The following is a 15,175-nucleotide window of genomic DNA, read 5'->3' as shown; positions in this document are numbered from 1 at the left end:
CTGCCTATTTCACATTGAAGGTGACCGGTGTCATATTTTCGGTGTCGAGCCGGACGCTGATCCCGGGAGTGAGGGCCTCTGCCGCAGTGGCGCCGCCGGCCATCACATGCCAGCCCGCCTCGAGCCGGCCGCCGTCTTTGCCCACCAGCCGCGCCGCCCCGATGAGGGCCCGCAGCGGATCGCCGAGAATGGCAGAGGTGGAGCCGGACTGCACCTCTTCGCCGTCAAAGCTGATCGCCATGGCGAGATCGGCAATGTCGGTGTCGGCCGGATACCAGTCGCCGACCACATAGCTGGAGGTGGAGGTGTTGTCCGCCACCACATCCGGCAGATTGAATTTGAAATTCTCGTAGCGGCTGTCGATGATCTCCAGCGCCGGCGCCACGGCGTCCACGGCGGCCAGCGCTTCCTCGGGGCTCACCTCGCCGGCCAGCGGCGCCCTGAGGCGGAAGCAGATTTCCGGCTCGACCCGGGGATGAACATAATGTTTGAGGTCGATCTCGCCGCCGTTGTCCACCAGCATCACATTGGTGAGCCGGCCCCAGATCATTTCCTTGAGCCCCATCTGCTTCATCTTGGCTTCACTGGTGAAGCCCATCTTGACCCCGACCTGATGCTCGCCGCGGGCGTAGCGCCGGGCGAGCGAGAGCGCCTGCACCTGATAGGCTTCTTCCAGGGTCAGGTCGTGACCGGTTTCCGACAGCTGCGGAATCGCCGTCGCGGTACGCGCGGCGTCATCAACGATTTTAGCTATTTCGTTCAGGTCTTTGCTCATCTCAATGGGTCTCCCTACAACTTGACGCAGACGTTTCTCAGTTCGGTATAGAATTCCAGGCTGTGCACCCCGCCCTCGCGGCCGATGCCGGACTGCTTGGTGCCGCCGAAAGCGGTGCGCAGGTCGCGCAGGAACCAGCTGTTGACCCAGCAGATGCCGCAGTCGATCTGTGCCGCGACCCGGTGACCGCGGGACATATTCTCGGTCCACACTGCCGACGCCAAACCGTAAACCGTGTCATTGGCCCGCGCGATCACTTCCTCTTCCTCATCGAACGGCGTGATATGGCAACAGGGGCCGAAGATTTCTTCCCTCATGACCGCACTGTCGTCGCCAAGCCCGGTCCAGATGGTCGGCTCGACCCAGGCGCCGTCCTTCAGGTCGTCCGGCATGTCCGGCACGCCGCCGCCAATGACCACGGTCGCGCCCAGGTCTTTGGCCAGCTTGTAATAGCCCAGCACCTTCTGCTGATGCTCCTTGCTGATCAGCGGTCCCATGTTGACGGTTTCGTCTTCGGGACGGCCCAGCTTCAGGCCCTCGGCCCCCGCCTTGAGGCGGGCGACAAATTCATCAAAGACCGGCCGCTCGACAAATACCCGCTCGGTGCCGAGGCAGACCTGGCCGCAGTTGGCGAACACCGAACGCATGGTGCCCTCGATGGCCTTGTCCATATCACAGTCGGCAAAGACAATGGCCGGGTTCTTGCCGCCGAGTTCGAAGGAGACATCGCGCACCCCTTCGGCCGCCGCCTTCATGATCGCGGTGCCGGTGCGGGTCTCGCCGGTAAAGGTGATGGCGTCGACGCCCGGATGTTCAGTCAGGAACGCCCCGGCGCTGTCCGGCCCGAAGCCGTGCACCACATTGAACACGCCCCTGGGCACGCCGGCGTCATTCATCACTTCGCCGAGCAGGGTCGTGGTCAGCGGCGTCTCCTCGGACGGCTTGACCACCACGGTATTGCCGCAGGCCAAGGCCGGGCCCACCTTCCAGGTCATCAGCAGCAGCGGCAGGTTCCACGGCGAGATCACCCCGATCACCCCCTTGGGCGTGCGCACGCCGTAATTCTGCGCCCCGGCCCCGTCCGGCGTCTCGAGGAAAAAGCCTTCGGTCGGCACATTCCTGATCACGTCGGCAAAGACCTTGAAGTTGGCGGCGCCGCGCGGAATGTCGATATGGCTGGCCAGGCTCTTCGGCTTGCCGGTGTCGAGGCATTCGGCCTCGAGGAATTCGTCAAACCGGGCGGTGATGCCGTCGGCGACCCGGTACAGCATCCTGACCCGCTCCTCCACACTCATGCGGCCCCACGGCCCCTTGAGCGCCGCCCGCGCCGCGCTGACCGCGGCGTCAACCTCTTCGCGCTTGCCCTCATGCACCAGGCCGATCAGGCTGCCGTCGACCGGACAGCGGTTTTCAAAGGTGAGCCCGGACGATCCGGCGGTATATTCCCCGTTGATAAAATGAAGACTTTCTCTGTCTGACATGATCATTCCTCAAGTGTGAGATGAAAGAAAGATGGTCCCCGCCATGGGAGCAGCGGGAACTACCCATTTCAGCATTTGCTGCACTCCTATGGCAAGCGCCGGTCTGCCTGTTGCTCCAGATATTCCCTGAGCCAGGATAGCCGGTCCTGTCCCCAGAAAATCTGATCGTCCACCATAAAGGTAGGCACGCCGATCACGCCTTTGTCCACGGCTTCCTGCCAATTATCCTCAAGCTGCCGAAGTCCCTCGTCATCATGCAGTGCCGCAACAAACCCTTCCCGATCCAGTCCAACGCTGACGGCCAGCTCTGCCAGGATATCTTCCTGCCCGACATCCACCCCCTCACCCCATTCCTTCGACATGACGGTTTCCACATAGGGCCTGAGCAATCCCTGCTTTTCCGCATAGAGCGAGCCAAGGGCCGGCAGGGTAGCATCGCACTCCGCAGGCGGCGGCACAAAGGGATAACCCCTCTTCGCTGTAATACGGGCCAGATCCTGCCGGGCAATACGAACTTTGTCCTTTTGACGGGGGTGGTCCCGCGGCGTGCGGCCGCGCCATCCGGCAAAAGGCCGCCAGACCACCATGCTGGCGGCCTGATCAAGGACGTCAAACATGCACCGGGACGCGAGATAGCAATAGGGGCTGCGAAAGTTGAAATAGATATAAACGTCCTTTGTCGCTCTCATACTTTGACCTCGCTCCTAAACTTTCCCATTCACTTCCCCCACTAAAGCTATTTTCTGCCCGCAATCTAGCGGGAAACCATACTTCCAAATATCCGGTTTTTGAATCTCCTATCCATAATGATAGTCCGTCATTGAAACCGGATTGCTTTACCGGTTCGGCGGTTAACGCTTTGAAATAAAAACGAATAAAGCATCAGCGGATGGCACTTGACAAAGATAGCCCCTCCGGTACTATACTTGTATGCTAGTATATCTTATGATTGATGTATACACAACACGTAGCTGGAAGAGTCTGCGTTTGATTTGGGAAAACCGACATGGGCCATTTACTCTATAATCATTCAATTCTCAGGAATGCACATCCGGGCGAAGTCTCAAGACATGTCAACTCCCTGGTCGGAGAACATTACTTCAGAATTGTAAAGGGAGCGAACCCCGAAAGAAAAAAACAGGCGATGCTGTGCCACCGCCCGGTCGACAATATCTCCTTCAATTATCTCTATTTCGGCGAGGAAGTGGTCATTTCGGCGCCAAGGCCGACAAACTATTATCACCTTCAGTTCATTCTTGATGGCGAATGCGGCGTCCAGTCAAGTTCCGGCAACTATACCGCCACCCGGGACACGGCGCTGACCGTAAACCCCTACCATCCCGAAAATTTCATCTACTCCGAAGACTGCAAGAAAGTCATCGTCAGGGTCGAAAAAGACCGGATGGATTCCTATTTGACCTCCCTCCTTGGGTTTCCGATCAAAAAGCCCGTTGAATTCAGCCAGATCGTGGACAAATCCACGGAAGAACTCCAAAGCCTCCAGCGCATGGTCAGTTTTTTTTGTGAGGAACTGAACTCGAAACATTCCAGCCTGCTGTCTTCAGACTATCTTGCCACGCCGATTGAGACCCTTTTTCTCCGGGCCTTTCTGCATGCGGTCCCCAATAATTACAGCCATCTCCTGTCCAGCATGGGCTCGCAGGAGATACCGGTCTCCATACGCAAGGTGGACCACTTCATTCATGAAAACCTCACCGAGGATATCACCATGAATGACCTGACGGATATCGCCGGCCTGAGCGTCAGGGTGCTCTATAAAACTTTCGAGAAGTATAAATTTATGGCGCCCATGGCCTATCTGAAAAAGGTCAGGCTGGAAAAAATCCGCGAGAGACTGACATCCGGCAATCTTGACGGCGAAACCATCACTGAACTTGCCCTGGACTATAACTTCAACCACCTCAGCCGCTTTGCGGCAGACTATAAAAAACAATTCGGGGAACTCCCGTCCCAAACCCTGAAGCTTCATTCTCATAATGCGGGAAATGAGCGCCAAATATAGGGGGGAGTATTCACACAATGGATATTGGGTTCTGGGAGGGGATACCGTGTTAGCAACAAAACTGGCTCAATAGTCAGCACACCGGTTCCTGTCTGCCGGCAGTATAAAGACAGTAGATCTTATAACAAAAATCATAGTTGTTACAGTTGTGGGCCAGGGAGGCCCAAGGGAGATTATAATATGGCGATATTCGAGACGTCATCGGTCAGAAATATGACCAAAGGCGGTTTGTTTGCGACGGCGGCAGTTTTGCCGTTCGTGACGGGTGTTTCATTGGCAAGTGTTGCCCAGGCTGCGGAAGAAACGGCTGACAGGGCCATGGTCCTCGAGGAAATCACGGTAACTGCCCGTAAACGGTCTGAAACCCTTCAGGATACACCGGTCTCCGTCACCGCCTTTACCGGCAATAATATGGAAGCCCGCGGCTTCACCGATGTTTCGCAGATATCCGATTTTACACCCAACGTACAGTTCGATTCCACCGCTCCCCTGTCCGGCGGTAGCAATGCCGCCACCATCTTCATTCGCGGTGTCGGCCAGACCGACTTCAACCACAATGTGGATCCGGGTGTCGGCGTCTATATCGACGGCGTGTATCTCGCCCGCTCGGTCGGCTCCGTGCTCGGCCTGCTGGATGTCGAGCGGATCGAAGTCCTGCGCGGCCCGCAGGGCACCCTGTTCGGCAAGAACACCATCGGCGGCGCGGTCAATGTCACCACCAGGAAACCCGGCGGGGAATTTGAAGGCAAACTCAACGCCACCTACGGCCGGTTTGACCGGTTCCAGATTAACGGCATGATCAATATCCCGCTCAACGAAGACAAGCTGGCCCTGCGCCTGTCCGGCAGCACCGAGAGCCAGGATGCCATCGCCTACCGGGCCGACGGCGTCGGTCTTGGCGGCAAAAACAATGACGGCGCCCGCGCCACCCTCTACTGGGATGCGTCCGACAACCTGGATGTAACCCTGTCCGCAGACTATACTACTGCGGATGAGGATTCACCGGTAGAATCTCTTCTCGGCATTAACCCCGCCGCCCAGCTGATCATCCTGAACAACGCCTTTGTCGCCACAGATCCCAGCGGCATTTTTGATGACCGCTTCGTCATCGACAGCCTGGATGTCGGCGGCGTGATGGACAACGGCACCTCGGAAATGGTCGGATCCCGGTATGAAATTTACGGCCTGTCCATGACCCTCAACTGGAATGTGGCCGGCATCGATGTCAAGTCCATTACCGCCTACCGCAATATGGACATGAGTTTCGGACGCGACGCCGATCACTCGCCGCTGGTCATTCAGGGCACGTCGAACGACATCGAGCACGACCAGTTCAGCCAGGAATTCAACCTTACCGGCACCGCCCTTGATGACAAGCTGGACTGGCTGCTGGGCGCCCTCTATTTCGAGGAACAATCCTACAACTATTCAATTGTGCCGATTGTCCCCGGCCTGTTCCAGAACCCCGGCCTCGAGGCCATGGCCCTCAGCCTGCCCGATGGCCCGGACAAGACGATGCTGCTCGGCATTGTCAACGGCGGCGCGTCCGGCGGCGGCCCCGACAGCATAGACAACAAGAGCTATGCAGCTTTCCTGCATACCAGCTACCACTTTACGGATGAGTTCACCCTGACGGCGGGGCTGCGCTACACCCACGAGAAAAAATATGTGGATGTAAAATCTTCCTTCTATCAGCTTCTTGAACTGCTGCCGGAAGGTGCACCGGTACCGGACGCCTTTCGTCTGCTCACCGATACCGACGACGAGAAGGAATTTGACAATCTGTCGCTGCACCTGAACCTGGAGTATCGCTGGAATGACGATGTCCTGACCTACCTGTCCTACTCGGAAGGCTTCAAGAGCGGCGGCTTCAATGCCCGTTACCTCTCGCCCCGGCCGGCCCCGATTTCCTTTGACGAGGAAGAGGTGACCACCTACGAGTTCGGCGTCAAATCAGAACTTCTGGAGCACAGGCTGCGCCTGAATATCGCCGCCTTCTACTCCGACTATACCAACATCCAGGTCAGCGCCGTGCAGAACGGCGAGCCCTTCACCCAGAATGCCGCGTCAGCGACCATCAAGGGTTTCGAGCTGGAATTCACTGCCCTGCCGATGGAAAACCTCACCCTGATGGGCGGTATCGGCTATCTCGATGCCGGTTATGACAGCCTTGATCCGGGCACCCTGGTGACCCTGGACGACATGTTCGTCGACACCCCGGAATGGTCTGTCAATGTCGCTGCTGAATATACCGTTCCGCTCGGGGATACTGCCGAACTGGTGTTCCGCGGTGATTATTCCTACCGCTCAAAATTCGCCAATGACGCCACCAACACACCACAGCTGATCCAGGACGGCTATGGCCTGCTCAACGGCGGCATCACGCTCGATTTCGTCGAGAAAGGCCTGTCGGTCACCGCCTATGGCCGCAACCTGACCGACGAGCATTACATCATGAGCGGCTGGGCCGACATCGGCAGCATCGGCCTGATCGACGGCACCTGGGGCCGACCCCGCGAATGGGGCGTCACGGTGAACTATAACTTTTAGGCGAAAGCTTTATAACCCGACCTCGGGGCATGGGATTCTGACACCCATGCCCTTTTTTTTGTTCCGATATCCTCACGCATATTTTCATGATAACCTTGCTGTCATCCTGCTGTATTATGGGACAATCATGACCTATCAGAGTGACAGTGCCGGACATCGGAACAATAAGGAAGATGGTGACCTTTCCACAACGCCGCGCGTCGTGCACGCCCGGGTCCCGGGTCGTGTCCGGCTGGCTGTCCCCGGCTTGCGCAACAACCGGAAACTGGCCGATCATCTGGGCGTCGCCCTGCCACGTTCGACATTTATCAAACAGATTTCTGCCAACATACGAACCGGAAATATCCTGGTTCATTTTGATCGGCGACAGCCGCTCACCGAAGTTCTGGTCCAGGTCACCCGGACTCTGATCGACTTCGGGGCAGATAAGAGCCAGGATGCGCCCGGACAAAAAAGGACAGTGCCGCATAGAAACATTCCCAAGCACATCATCAGGCCAACCGCGGCACGCAAGGATCCCTGGCACAGCTTCACCCGGCAAGAAGTCCTGACACGACTGAAGACTTTGGAAGAAAATGGCCTCGGCGCCGCTGAGATCGAGAAGCGCCTGGCCACTTATGGCGCCAATAGTGTCAGCGTCAGGCACGCCCGGCCGGATGTGGATATTCTGGTTGACCAATTTAAAAGCCTTCCCACCGCCTTGCTAACCGGCTCCGCCGTAATCTCCCTGCTGACCGGCGGCATTGCGGACGCCATCGCCATCATGTGCGTTGTGTGCCTGAATGCAGGGATCGGATTTGCCACCGAACGCCAGGCCGAGAAAACCATAACCGCCCTGGATGATTTTGCCCAACCGGACGTGAAAGTGAAACGGGACAGCAGGCTCATGACCGTTCCCGCCCAGGAAATTGTTCCAGGTGACATTCTGTTTCTGCAGCCCGGCGCCGTGGTCGGCGCCGATGCCCGTCTGCTGACGGCACATCATCTCTCGGTAGATGAATCAATTCTAACCGGAGAGAGCCTGCCGACCAGGAAGAATCCGGAGTCGCTGCTTGCGGAAGACATCCCTGTCGCGGACCGGAAAAATATGATCTTCCGCGGCACCTCCATCACCGGCGGCAGCGGCACGGCCGTCGTCATCGCGACCGGGACCGACACCGAGTCCGGCCAGGTTCAGCTCCTGGTCAGCACGGCACGGCCGCCGGAAACCCCGACCCAGCAGGAACTGACCCAGTTGAGCCGGCAACTGGTCTTTGCCTGCTTGGGGGCCTTGGGCCTTGTTTTCGGCATTGGCCTGTTACAGCGACGGGGATTTCTGGAAGTCCTGAAAACCTCCATCTCCCTGGCCGTGGCCGCCCTGCCTGAAGGATTGCCCACGGTCGGCACCGTCACGCTTGCCCTCGGGGTGCGCTCCATGCGGCGCGAACGGGTCCTGATCCGCAAGCTCGACGCCCTTGAAACCCTGGGCGCGGTGAATGTCATGTGTTTCGACAAAACTGGCACACTGACCGAGAACAAGATCCGCGCGACTACCATTCAAACCCTGCATGACTCTATCTCCGTGGACAAGGACGGACTTTTTACAGTCGACACAACAGGCAGCCGCTTGTCTGTCGATTATAATTCTGAAGGCTTGGATTCCCTGCTTCAGGTTGCTGCGCTGTGCCATGAGGTGGAAATCGACGGCGCGGCCGACAAGCCCATCTACAAGGGGTCGGCGACAGAAACTTCCCTGGTCGAACTCGCCGAGAAAGCTGGCATCAGCGTCCGTGACACGGAAAAACACTATCGACGGAAAAAACTGCAGCATCGCACGGAAAGCCAGCCCTATATGGTCAGTTGGCATGAAAATGGCGATGAGCTTGATCTGATCGCCCTGAAGGGCCGCCCCGAGGAGGTGCTCGACCTTTGCTCCCAGGTGCAGACCGGCAACGGCCTGCGGAAACTGACTGCCCGGGACCGCAAGAAAATTCTTAAACAGGATGCCTCTCTGTCGGAGAACGGACTGCGCGTACTGGCTTTCGCCCACGGCTACAGCTCGGACAGCTACAGAAAAGCAGATCTGGTCTGGCTGGGCATGGTCGGCATGTCCGATCCTACACGGGAAGGCATGGCCGCGCTCATGAAACGGTTCCACGCAGCGGGCATCCACACGGTCATGATCACCGGCGACCAGAGCGGTACCGCCCACGCCATTGCCCGGGACCTGGGGCTTTCCCGAACCGGCGAGATCGAAATCCTTGAAGGAGGCCAGCTGGACAAACTGGACCCGGACGTCCTGGCCAGCCTGGTCAAAAACACGGATATTTTCGCCCGCGTCAATCCTTCCAACAAGCTCGCGATTGTGGAAGCTTACCAGAAAGGGGGGCATGTCGTCGCCATGACCGGGGACGGCATTAATGACAGTCCCGCCTTGCGCGCTGCCGATATTGGCGTTGCCATGGGATCCGGCAGCGAAGCCGCCCATCAGGCATCCCAGATTGTCCTGGCCGACAACAAGCTGGCAACCCTTGCCACGGCATTGTCGATGGGACGAGGCATTTTCCAGAATATCCGCAAATCCCTGCATTTCCTCTTGTCCACAAACATGAGCGAGATACTGATCAGTCTCGGCGGCATGTTGGCCGGACGCGGCCAGTCGCTAACCCCTATTCAACTGCTGTGGATCAATATCATCACAGACGTTTTTCCGGCCCTCGCCCTGGCGATGGAACCGCCGGAAAAAGACGACATGACCCGCGCGCCCCGCAAACGCGGCGCCCCGATCCTCGACAAAAAGGATGCGATCGAAATCCTGACAGAAGGCGGCATCATCAGCCTCTCTTCCCTTGCCTCCTATCTGATTGCCCTGGGCCGCTTCGGGCAGGGCCCGCGCGCCAGCGGGGTCGTTTTTACCTCCCTGATGCTGAGCCAGTTGCTGCAGGCCTACAGCAGCCGGTCCCCCCACCATTCGATCCTGACCGGCAAGTCCCTGCCGCCCAATCCCTATATGAATTATGCGCTCGGCACGCTGTTTGGCCTGCAGCTGCTGGCGTCCACCACGCCGCCCTTACGGCGTATGCTTGGATTTCATCAGACCCGGCTGAGCGATCTCCTGCTTGCCGGCGGTGCATCGGCATCATCGTTCCTCGCCATCGAAGCCCTGAAGGCGGCGCGCCTGGAACATAAAAAAGCGGACACGACAATCGGCACAGAACAGACAATCGACCCCACCGAGGAGGATAAAAGGCATGAGCAGTGATTTCATTTTCATCTCTGAATCGGTCACTCGGGGACATCCCGACAAGATGTGCGACCAGATCAGCGACGCCATTGTTGATGCTTACCTGACGGGTGACCATCACTCTTCGGTAATCGCGGAATGCGCCGCCGCCAAGGGGATCATCTTCCTCGCTGTGCGCTGCCAGTCGGACGCCCTGGTCGACCTGCCCAGCGTCTCCCGCGAAATCATTGCCGATGCCGGATACAGGAGCAGCAGCTTCAACGCCCGGGACTGCACCTTCATGACCACCATGACGGAGGCCCCGGCGCGCGTGGAAGCCGAGGATGAAAACAGACTGGATGCAAGCGGCATTTCCGCCATCAAGGCCCGCCAGCATGTCACCCTGTTCGGCTACGCCTGCAACCAGACCCCCACCTTGATGCCGGTGCCGGTCTGGCTCGCCCACCAGCTGGTGCGAAAAATGGATGCGGTGCGGGAAAAGGACAGGAAAAGCTTTCTGTCACCAGACGGCCAGTCGCAGGTCGCCGTGGAATATCGGGACCGGCGGCCGGTGAATATCACCGAGATTTCGCTGGTGACCGGCATGGATCACGATCATGCCGTCGAGGATAAAATGCTGGAGGACTTTCTTCAGGAGGAGGTCATCACGCCGATCCTGAGCGACTGCGAATTCCGCGATGGCAAGGCCCCGCGTATCATTATCAATCCGGGCGGTCTTCCGTCAAGCGGCGGCCCCATGTCCCATGCCGGTCTCACCGGCCGGAAGACCGGTTCGGACACCTATGGTGAATTCAGCCGTCACAGCGGCTCTGCCCTGAGCGGCAAGGATCCGACCAGGATTGACCGGATCGGTGCCTACGTCGCCCGCTATGCGGCCAAAAACATCGTCACGGCAGGTCTGGCCGACGAATGCGAAGTCCAGCTCAGCTACGGCATCGGCCGCGCCGAGCCCCTCAGTCTGGAAATCGATACCTTCGGATCGGCCAAAATCCCCGAGGAAGAAATTGAAAAACGCCTGCTGGCCCATGTGGATTTCCGTCCCGCCGCCATCGTCGCCCGTTTTGACCTGCGGCGCCTTCCGGCGCTGCATGACGGCCGCTTCTACGTGAAGCTGGCCCGCTACGGCCATATGGGGCGGGAAGACCTGGAGGTCCCCTGGGAACAAACCGACCTGGCAAACTCTCTCCGGTAGAGTATTTTTCTACCCTATTTAGGAGGGTTTGGATCACGCGCAGACTGCATGGCCATCCAGAACAGGGTGGCGGCCGGGCCGAGCAGATTGCCCCGCGTCACCTGAAACAATCCGAGCCCCCCCAACAGAAACGGCAGGAGGCGCTGGATATCCGCATCCAGATTGACAAACCCCTTTTGCCGGCCCGTATCCGTTGATGCCGGCAACTGGAACAGCTTGTTCTCTTCAATAAAGTCGTGCAGTTCACCATAGTCGCAGGAATGGGTAATGAGAACGCTGGCCGTCTTGGGATTGACCTGGATACGCCCGATCCTGGGACAGGCCGCCAGATCCTTGCGCAGTCCGTCAAAAAAATCCCGGTCATGGCGTCTGGCCGGCACCCGGAATCGGACCCGGCCATGAGTTCGGTGACCGATATAGGCGATGGGACCTTGGGTCATGCTTCAGCAGAAGCCGCTTTGCCGGCCTTTTCCACCGCTTCGGCCGCAGCTTCCGCCGCGGCGGCTTCCTGCCGGCGTTCTTCCATGATTTCAGCCTTGATTTCGGCGAAGAAATCTTCCGCCATTTCCCCTGCTTCGCCCATGTTTTCGCGACCGCGCTCCATGGCCTCCATGGACATCTTGATACCTTTTTTCGCCAGCGGCCTGGCGGACGCTGCCACAGCCGCCACCACGCCCGGCGCGAATATCGCCAGACCAAGCCCGATGCCCAGCCCGACAGCAACCCCCGGAAGAAACGCACTTTTGATCGGATCAGCCATATCAATACCCCGTGTTCTTTTTAAAAGAAGTCCAGGCTGGAGAATTTTATATCAAGCAGCCTCTAGGACCTTTTCCACAATCACTGTACCATAGGAGCAAGTAGAAACAAATGCATTGACGTACCTCAAGGTGACATATGGATGCACAAATCCCCCTGAGCCAGGAACAGCTGCAGCGACAGAGCCTGGCCCGCTTTCGCCTCATCGCCACCGGCATGCTTCTGGTCATGGCGCTGCTTTTCACCCTGACCCATGTGATCCCGATACAGAATTTCTGGATTTCCCTGCTCCGGGCCGGCAGTGAGGCGGCGATGGTCGGCGGCCTGGCCGACTGGTTTGCCGTCACTGCCCTGTTCCGCCATCCCCTGGGACTGCCGATCCCGCACACCGCCGTGCTGCCGAAAAACAAGGATCGTCTGGCCGAAGGCATTGGCAATTTTGTGGAACGTCACTTCCTGGAACCGGAACTGTTGTCGGCCAAGCTGCGCTCGATCAATGTGGCCGAGCGGCTCAGCCAGTGGCTGTCCCGCCCGGACGTCTCCGCCCAGCTTGCCGATCGTATTGTCGGGGCAATCCCCCATATCCTCAATTCGGTCAGCGACAGGCAGATCAGGGACTTTTTCAAGCGCGCCCTGGAAGATGAACTGAAGGAAATAGACCTGCCGGCCCTGATGAGCAATATCCTGGCCCTGGTGCGTGACAGCGATCAGCACCATGAATTGCTGGATCATGCCCTGGTTGCCGGGCGCCGCTACCTGGAAGAAAACCGGGAAACCATCTTCGGCATGGTGACGGAAAGGAGCCGCTGGTGGGTGCCGTCCACCGTTGACCGGAGAATCGCCGAGGCCCTGGTCGACGGCATCGCCGAACTTCTGGGTGACCTGTCCCATCGGGATCGCCGGGTACGACGTGAATTCGATGCGGCCTTCGCCGGCCTGGTCGACAAGCTGAAACATGACCCCGACACACGCGGGAAAGCTTCTGACATGCAAAAAAGGCTGTTCGAGAGCGAGACAGTGCAGCGCTATCTTCTCTCTTTCTGGGAGCATCTGCGGCAGCGCCTGACTGACCCCGCCTCGTCACAGGGCGATACCCTGAAGCAGGCGCTGGCGGAGGCGATCCGCTCCATCGCCCGGGCGCTGTCAAAGGACGAAAACATCCAGGGCCGTTTCAACCGCTGGATCCTCGCCATGGTGAGGGACAATATCGCCCCCTGGCGTCATGAAATCGGCCTGTTCATCCGGGAAGTGGTCGACAGCTGGGAAACCGAGACCCTGACCGAACGGGTGGAACTGGCCGTCGGCCGGGACCTGCAGTTCATCCGCATGAACGGCACCATCGTCGGCGGTATCGTCGGTTGCGGGCTGTTCCTGCTGTCCTCTCTGCTCGAGTTCTAACAAAAAAGGGAAGCCTGAGCCTCCCTCTCGCATCATAGCTGACTTTTTCTGAAAAGGGCGATCAGTCCTTGAATCCCTCGCGGGCGCGACTGTTGTCGATCTTGATCGGCTTGCCGGTGACCGGATGGGTATAGTGGAATGGTACAATGTCGGTCGCGGGCCACAGGCGCGGTGCAGGATCGATCAGTTCGTCGGGCCCGAGCGGATCTTCCGGATAGGTCACCGTGGCCATGGGTATGAAATCGGGCTTGGTTTTGGCCCAGCCGTCCTCGAAGGAGGCATGCCAGTGGGGATAATAGCGCAGCGCCTTGATCTTCCAGACGCCGTCCTCACGGACATATTCATTTTCGTAGATGCCGCCTTCCCACCACTGGCGCTCCTCGCCCTTGGCCGTTTCATGCAGTCCGGCCTGCATCATGGAGCGGCCGCGCACATGGGCGGACTTGCGGTCCGGGTCCACATCGACAATCATCTGCAGCTGCGGATGATCCAGCAGCCAGCCGTAACGCGGGCCGTTGTGGTTTTCGGTGAAAATGGTGCGGAACCGTTCGATATAGAGCCGGCGCACCCCGGCCTTGCCTTTGTAGATACCGCCGAGGAACCAGACTTCGCCGTCCTCGGCAAACAGGTCCACCACCTCGTCATATTGTGACTTGTCGATAAAATAGCCGTAAGCATACTGCAGCCGGCGTACGGCATGAATGTCCTGCTGGACCGCAAGATCATGTTCCAGTTTCTCGACCCGTTGCAAAAGGTCTGCATTAGAGATGTCAGTCATTTGTCCTCCATAGTCTCCCGGTTATGGCGTTTTTCTACTCGCCTATGATTCATAGCGTTTATACACCATAAAACTAACAAATGATAGGATGATAATTTGTATGACTGACAATTTTCAGGCAACAAGCCGGGCCGGGGTCCTTCACCCCGGAAAGAAACAGAATCCCATGTGCCGATGGATTACAGAACCTTTTTCAGACGTCCCACGACCTTTTCATACAGTCCCGGGTCCTTCTCTTCCAACAGGGCCAGCCTGTGGATCAGCTCTTCCACGCCACCCGGGGAAAATTCCTCCAGCAGGCTTTTCTCCTTATGGGTGCGAATGGCTTCCATCATGCCTTTGAACTCGTCTATTTTGTCCTGCTGTTCCCGGGTAAGCTCCGTCTTCGGCATCAGTTGCAGCATAACCTCCAGCAGCGCTTCGATGGCCGACAGCTGCATGCCGTAGCCGGCGACCTCATGGATGATCCGGTGTTCCAGCGTTGGATTGCCGCTCTTGTAGGTATTGATGTTAATCAGGCCGGTCGAGTTGTCGGAGCTTTTGAACATCCAGCTCCACGGATTGATGGCCTGGGATAGGGTGTCAGGTGCGAAATAGGTCATGGCAGTTCCCCTGGTTATGTGGCTAACTTGGCGGATTGTAGAACAATACACCTTTCCAGGGTCGGACGCAATTAACTGACAGGCCAAGCAGTCCGCTTAAACGGGTCAGAAATCGCTGCATCTGAGCAGGCGGCTGGTTTCCACCGCAACCTGACGGTGCCTGACCGCCTGCTTGCAGACGGAATCCCCGATCATCTCCAGAAAGGCTGCCGCACCGGGATATCGGGCGACAAAGGCTTTGAAGTCTTCTTCCGTCGGGTCGATGTAGCTGTCCATGTCAGTCCCGTCACTCGTCAGGGGAACAAGTATAAAGTGAAGCAGGACGCCATTCAATTTCAGGGAAAGGACAAAGGGGGACACTCAAAACCCTGGGGGCAAAACTAGCCGACCGGCG

The 15,175-nt window shown here is 58.2% G+C and carries 13 protein-coding genes; 5 read left to right on the top strand and 8 right to left on the bottom strand.

Annotated features, from left to right (window positions below; genetic code table 11):
• Positions 1 to 4 precede the first annotated feature (4 nt).
• From FIV46_RS14025 to FIV46_RS14015, 3 genes are all read right to left on the bottom strand, one after another.
• Entirely contained in the window at positions 5 to 775 is a 771-nt protein-coding gene (locus FIV46_RS14025; RefSeq protein ID WP_139938583.1) for a 2-keto-4-pentenoate hydratase, read from the bottom strand.
• A 14-nt stretch (positions 776 to 789) separates the two neighbouring features.
• Positions 790 to 2,256, bottom strand: a complete 1,467-nt coding sequence (locus FIV46_RS14020; RefSeq protein ID WP_139938585.1) for a 2-hydroxymuconic semialdehyde dehydrogenase — start codon at positions 2,254 to 2,256, stop codon at positions 790 to 792.
• 86 nt (positions 2,257 to 2,342) lie between these two features.
• On the bottom strand, positions 2,343 to 2,945 hold the full coding sequence (locus FIV46_RS14015; protein WP_139941563.1) for a 2-hydroxychromene-2-carboxylate isomerase: 603 nt from the start codon (positions 2,943 to 2,945) through the stop codon (positions 2,343 to 2,345).
• A gap of 317 nt (positions 2,946 to 3,262) precedes the next feature.
• Between FIV46_RS14015 and FIV46_RS14010 the strand changes: the two genes are divergently transcribed.
• The 4 genes from FIV46_RS14010 to metK all read left to right on the top strand — a co-directional run bounded on the left by FIV46_RS14010 (position 3,263) and on the right by metK (position 11,244).
• The gene (locus tag FIV46_RS14010) at positions 3,263 to 4,279 is read left to right on the top strand and encodes an AraC family transcriptional regulator (protein ID WP_139941562.1); all 1,017 of its coding nucleotides are present in this window, start codon (positions 3,263 to 3,265) and stop codon (positions 4,277 to 4,279) included.
• Positions 4,280 to 4,459: 180 nt separating this feature from the next.
• Positions 4,460 to 6,829, top strand: coding sequence for a TonB-dependent receptor (locus FIV46_RS14005; RefSeq protein ID WP_139941561.1), 2,370 nt, complete (start codon positions 4,460 to 4,462; stop codon positions 6,827 to 6,829).
• A 127-nt stretch (positions 6,830 to 6,956) separates the two neighbouring features.
• A complete protein-coding gene (locus FIV46_RS14000) occupies positions 6,957 to 10,070 on the top strand; it encodes a cation-translocating P-type ATPase (RefSeq protein ID WP_181163247.1) in 3,114 nt (1,037 codons plus the stop codon).
• Positions 10,060 to 11,244 carry a methionine adenosyltransferase gene (gene metK, locus FIV46_RS13995; RefSeq protein ID WP_139941559.1) on the top strand — a complete coding sequence of 395 codons (1,185 nt, stop codon included), beginning with the start codon at positions 10,060 to 10,062 and terminating at the stop codon, positions 11,242 to 11,244. The genes FIV46_RS14000 and metK overlap by 11 nt, the downstream gene beginning before the upstream one ends.
• Before the next feature lie 14 nt (positions 11,245 to 11,258).
• On the opposite strand, the gene FIV46_RS13990 is transcribed toward metK, so the two are convergent.
• Together FIV46_RS13990 and FIV46_RS13985 are read right to left on the bottom strand one after the other, a co-directional pair.
• Positions 11,259 to 11,684 (bottom strand): hypothetical protein, encoded by a 426-nt coding sequence (locus tag FIV46_RS13990; RefSeq protein ID WP_139941558.1) that lies wholly within the window; start codon positions 11,682 to 11,684, stop codon positions 11,259 to 11,261.
• On the bottom strand, positions 11,681 to 12,004 hold the full coding sequence (locus FIV46_RS13985) for a DUF5132 domain-containing protein (protein ID WP_139941557.1): 324 nt from the start codon (positions 12,002 to 12,004) through the stop codon (positions 11,681 to 11,683). The genes FIV46_RS13990 and FIV46_RS13985 overlap by 4 nt, the downstream gene beginning before the upstream one ends.
• A 137-nt stretch (positions 12,005 to 12,141) precedes the next feature.
• Between FIV46_RS13985 and FIV46_RS13980 the strand changes: the two genes are divergently transcribed.
• On the top strand, positions 12,142 to 13,401 hold the full coding sequence (locus FIV46_RS13980; protein WP_139941556.1) for a DUF445 domain-containing protein: 1,260 nt from the start codon (positions 12,142 to 12,144) through the stop codon (positions 13,399 to 13,401).
• Positions 13,402 to 13,462: 61 nt separating this feature from the next.
• Here FIV46_RS13980 and FIV46_RS13975 read toward each other — a convergent pair whose 3' ends face one another.
• The 3 genes from FIV46_RS13975 to FIV46_RS13965 all read right to left on the bottom strand — a co-directional run bounded on the left by FIV46_RS13975 (position 13,463) and on the right by FIV46_RS13965 (position 15,141).
• Positions 13,463 to 14,179 carry a nuclear transport factor 2 family protein gene (locus FIV46_RS13975; protein WP_139941555.1) on the bottom strand — a complete coding sequence of 239 codons (717 nt, stop codon included), beginning with the start codon at positions 14,177 to 14,179 and terminating at the stop codon, positions 13,463 to 13,465.
• A gap of 179 nt (positions 14,180 to 14,358) precedes the next feature.
• On the bottom strand, positions 14,359 to 14,781 hold the full coding sequence (locus FIV46_RS13970; RefSeq protein ID WP_139941554.1) for a hypothetical protein: 423 nt from the start codon (positions 14,779 to 14,781) through the stop codon (positions 14,359 to 14,361).
• A gap of 105 nt (positions 14,782 to 14,886) precedes the next feature.
• Positions 14,887 to 15,141: a hypothetical protein gene (locus FIV46_RS13965; protein WP_139941553.1), complete on the bottom strand. Its 255-nt coding sequence runs from the start codon at positions 15,139 to 15,141 to the stop codon at positions 14,887 to 14,889.
• Positions 15,142 to 15,175: the final 34 nt, after the last annotated feature.

The organism is Emcibacter nanhaiensis (genome assembly GCF_006385175.1).
GTDB classification, from domain to species: domain Bacteria; phylum Pseudomonadota; class Alphaproteobacteria; order Sphingomonadales; family Emcibacteraceae; genus Emcibacter; species Emcibacter nanhaiensis.
The sequence above is the reverse complement of the archived record's forward strand: the minus strand, read 5'-3'. Positions and strand labels throughout refer to the sequence as shown.

Coding starts and splice junctions, on each gene's coding strand:
- FIV46_RS14025 (WP_139938583.1), bottom strand. CDS start 775: ATGAGCAAAGACCTGAACGAAATAGCTAAAATCGTTGATGACGCCGCG.
- FIV46_RS14020 (WP_139938585.1), bottom strand. CDS start 2,256: ATGTCAGACAGAGAAAGTCTTCATTTTATCAACGGGGAATATACCGCC.
- FIV46_RS14015 (WP_139941563.1), bottom strand. CDS start 2,945: ATGAGAGCGACAAAGGACGTTTATATCTATTTCAACTTTCGCAGCCCC.
- FIV46_RS14010 (WP_139941562.1), top strand. CDS start 3,263: ATGGGCCATTTACTCTATAATCATTCAATTCTCAGGAATGCACATCCG.
- FIV46_RS14005 (WP_139941561.1), top strand. CDS start 4,460: ATGGCGATATTCGAGACGTCATCGGTCAGAAATATGACCAAAGGCGGT.
- FIV46_RS14000 (WP_181163247.1), top strand. CDS start 6,957: ATGACCTATCAGAGTGACAGTGCCGGACATCGGAACAATAAGGAAGAT.
- metK (WP_139941559.1), top strand. CDS start 10,060: ATGAGCAGTGATTTCATTTTCATCTCTGAATCGGTCACTCGGGGACAT.
- FIV46_RS13990 (WP_139941558.1), bottom strand. CDS start 11,684: ATGACCCAAGGTCCCATCGCCTATATCGGTCACCGAACTCATGGCCGG.
- FIV46_RS13985 (WP_139941557.1), bottom strand. CDS start 12,004: ATGGCTGATCCGATCAAAAGTGCGTTTCTTCCGGGGGTTGCTGTCGGG.
- FIV46_RS13980 (WP_139941556.1), top strand. CDS start 12,142: ATGGATGCACAAATCCCCCTGAGCCAGGAACAGCTGCAGCGACAGAGC.
- FIV46_RS13975 (WP_139941555.1), bottom strand. CDS start 14,179: ATGACTGACATCTCTAATGCAGACCTTTTGCAACGGGTCGAGAAACTG.
- FIV46_RS13970 (WP_139941554.1), bottom strand. CDS start 14,781: ATGACCTATTTCGCACCTGACACCCTATCCCAGGCCATCAATCCGTGG.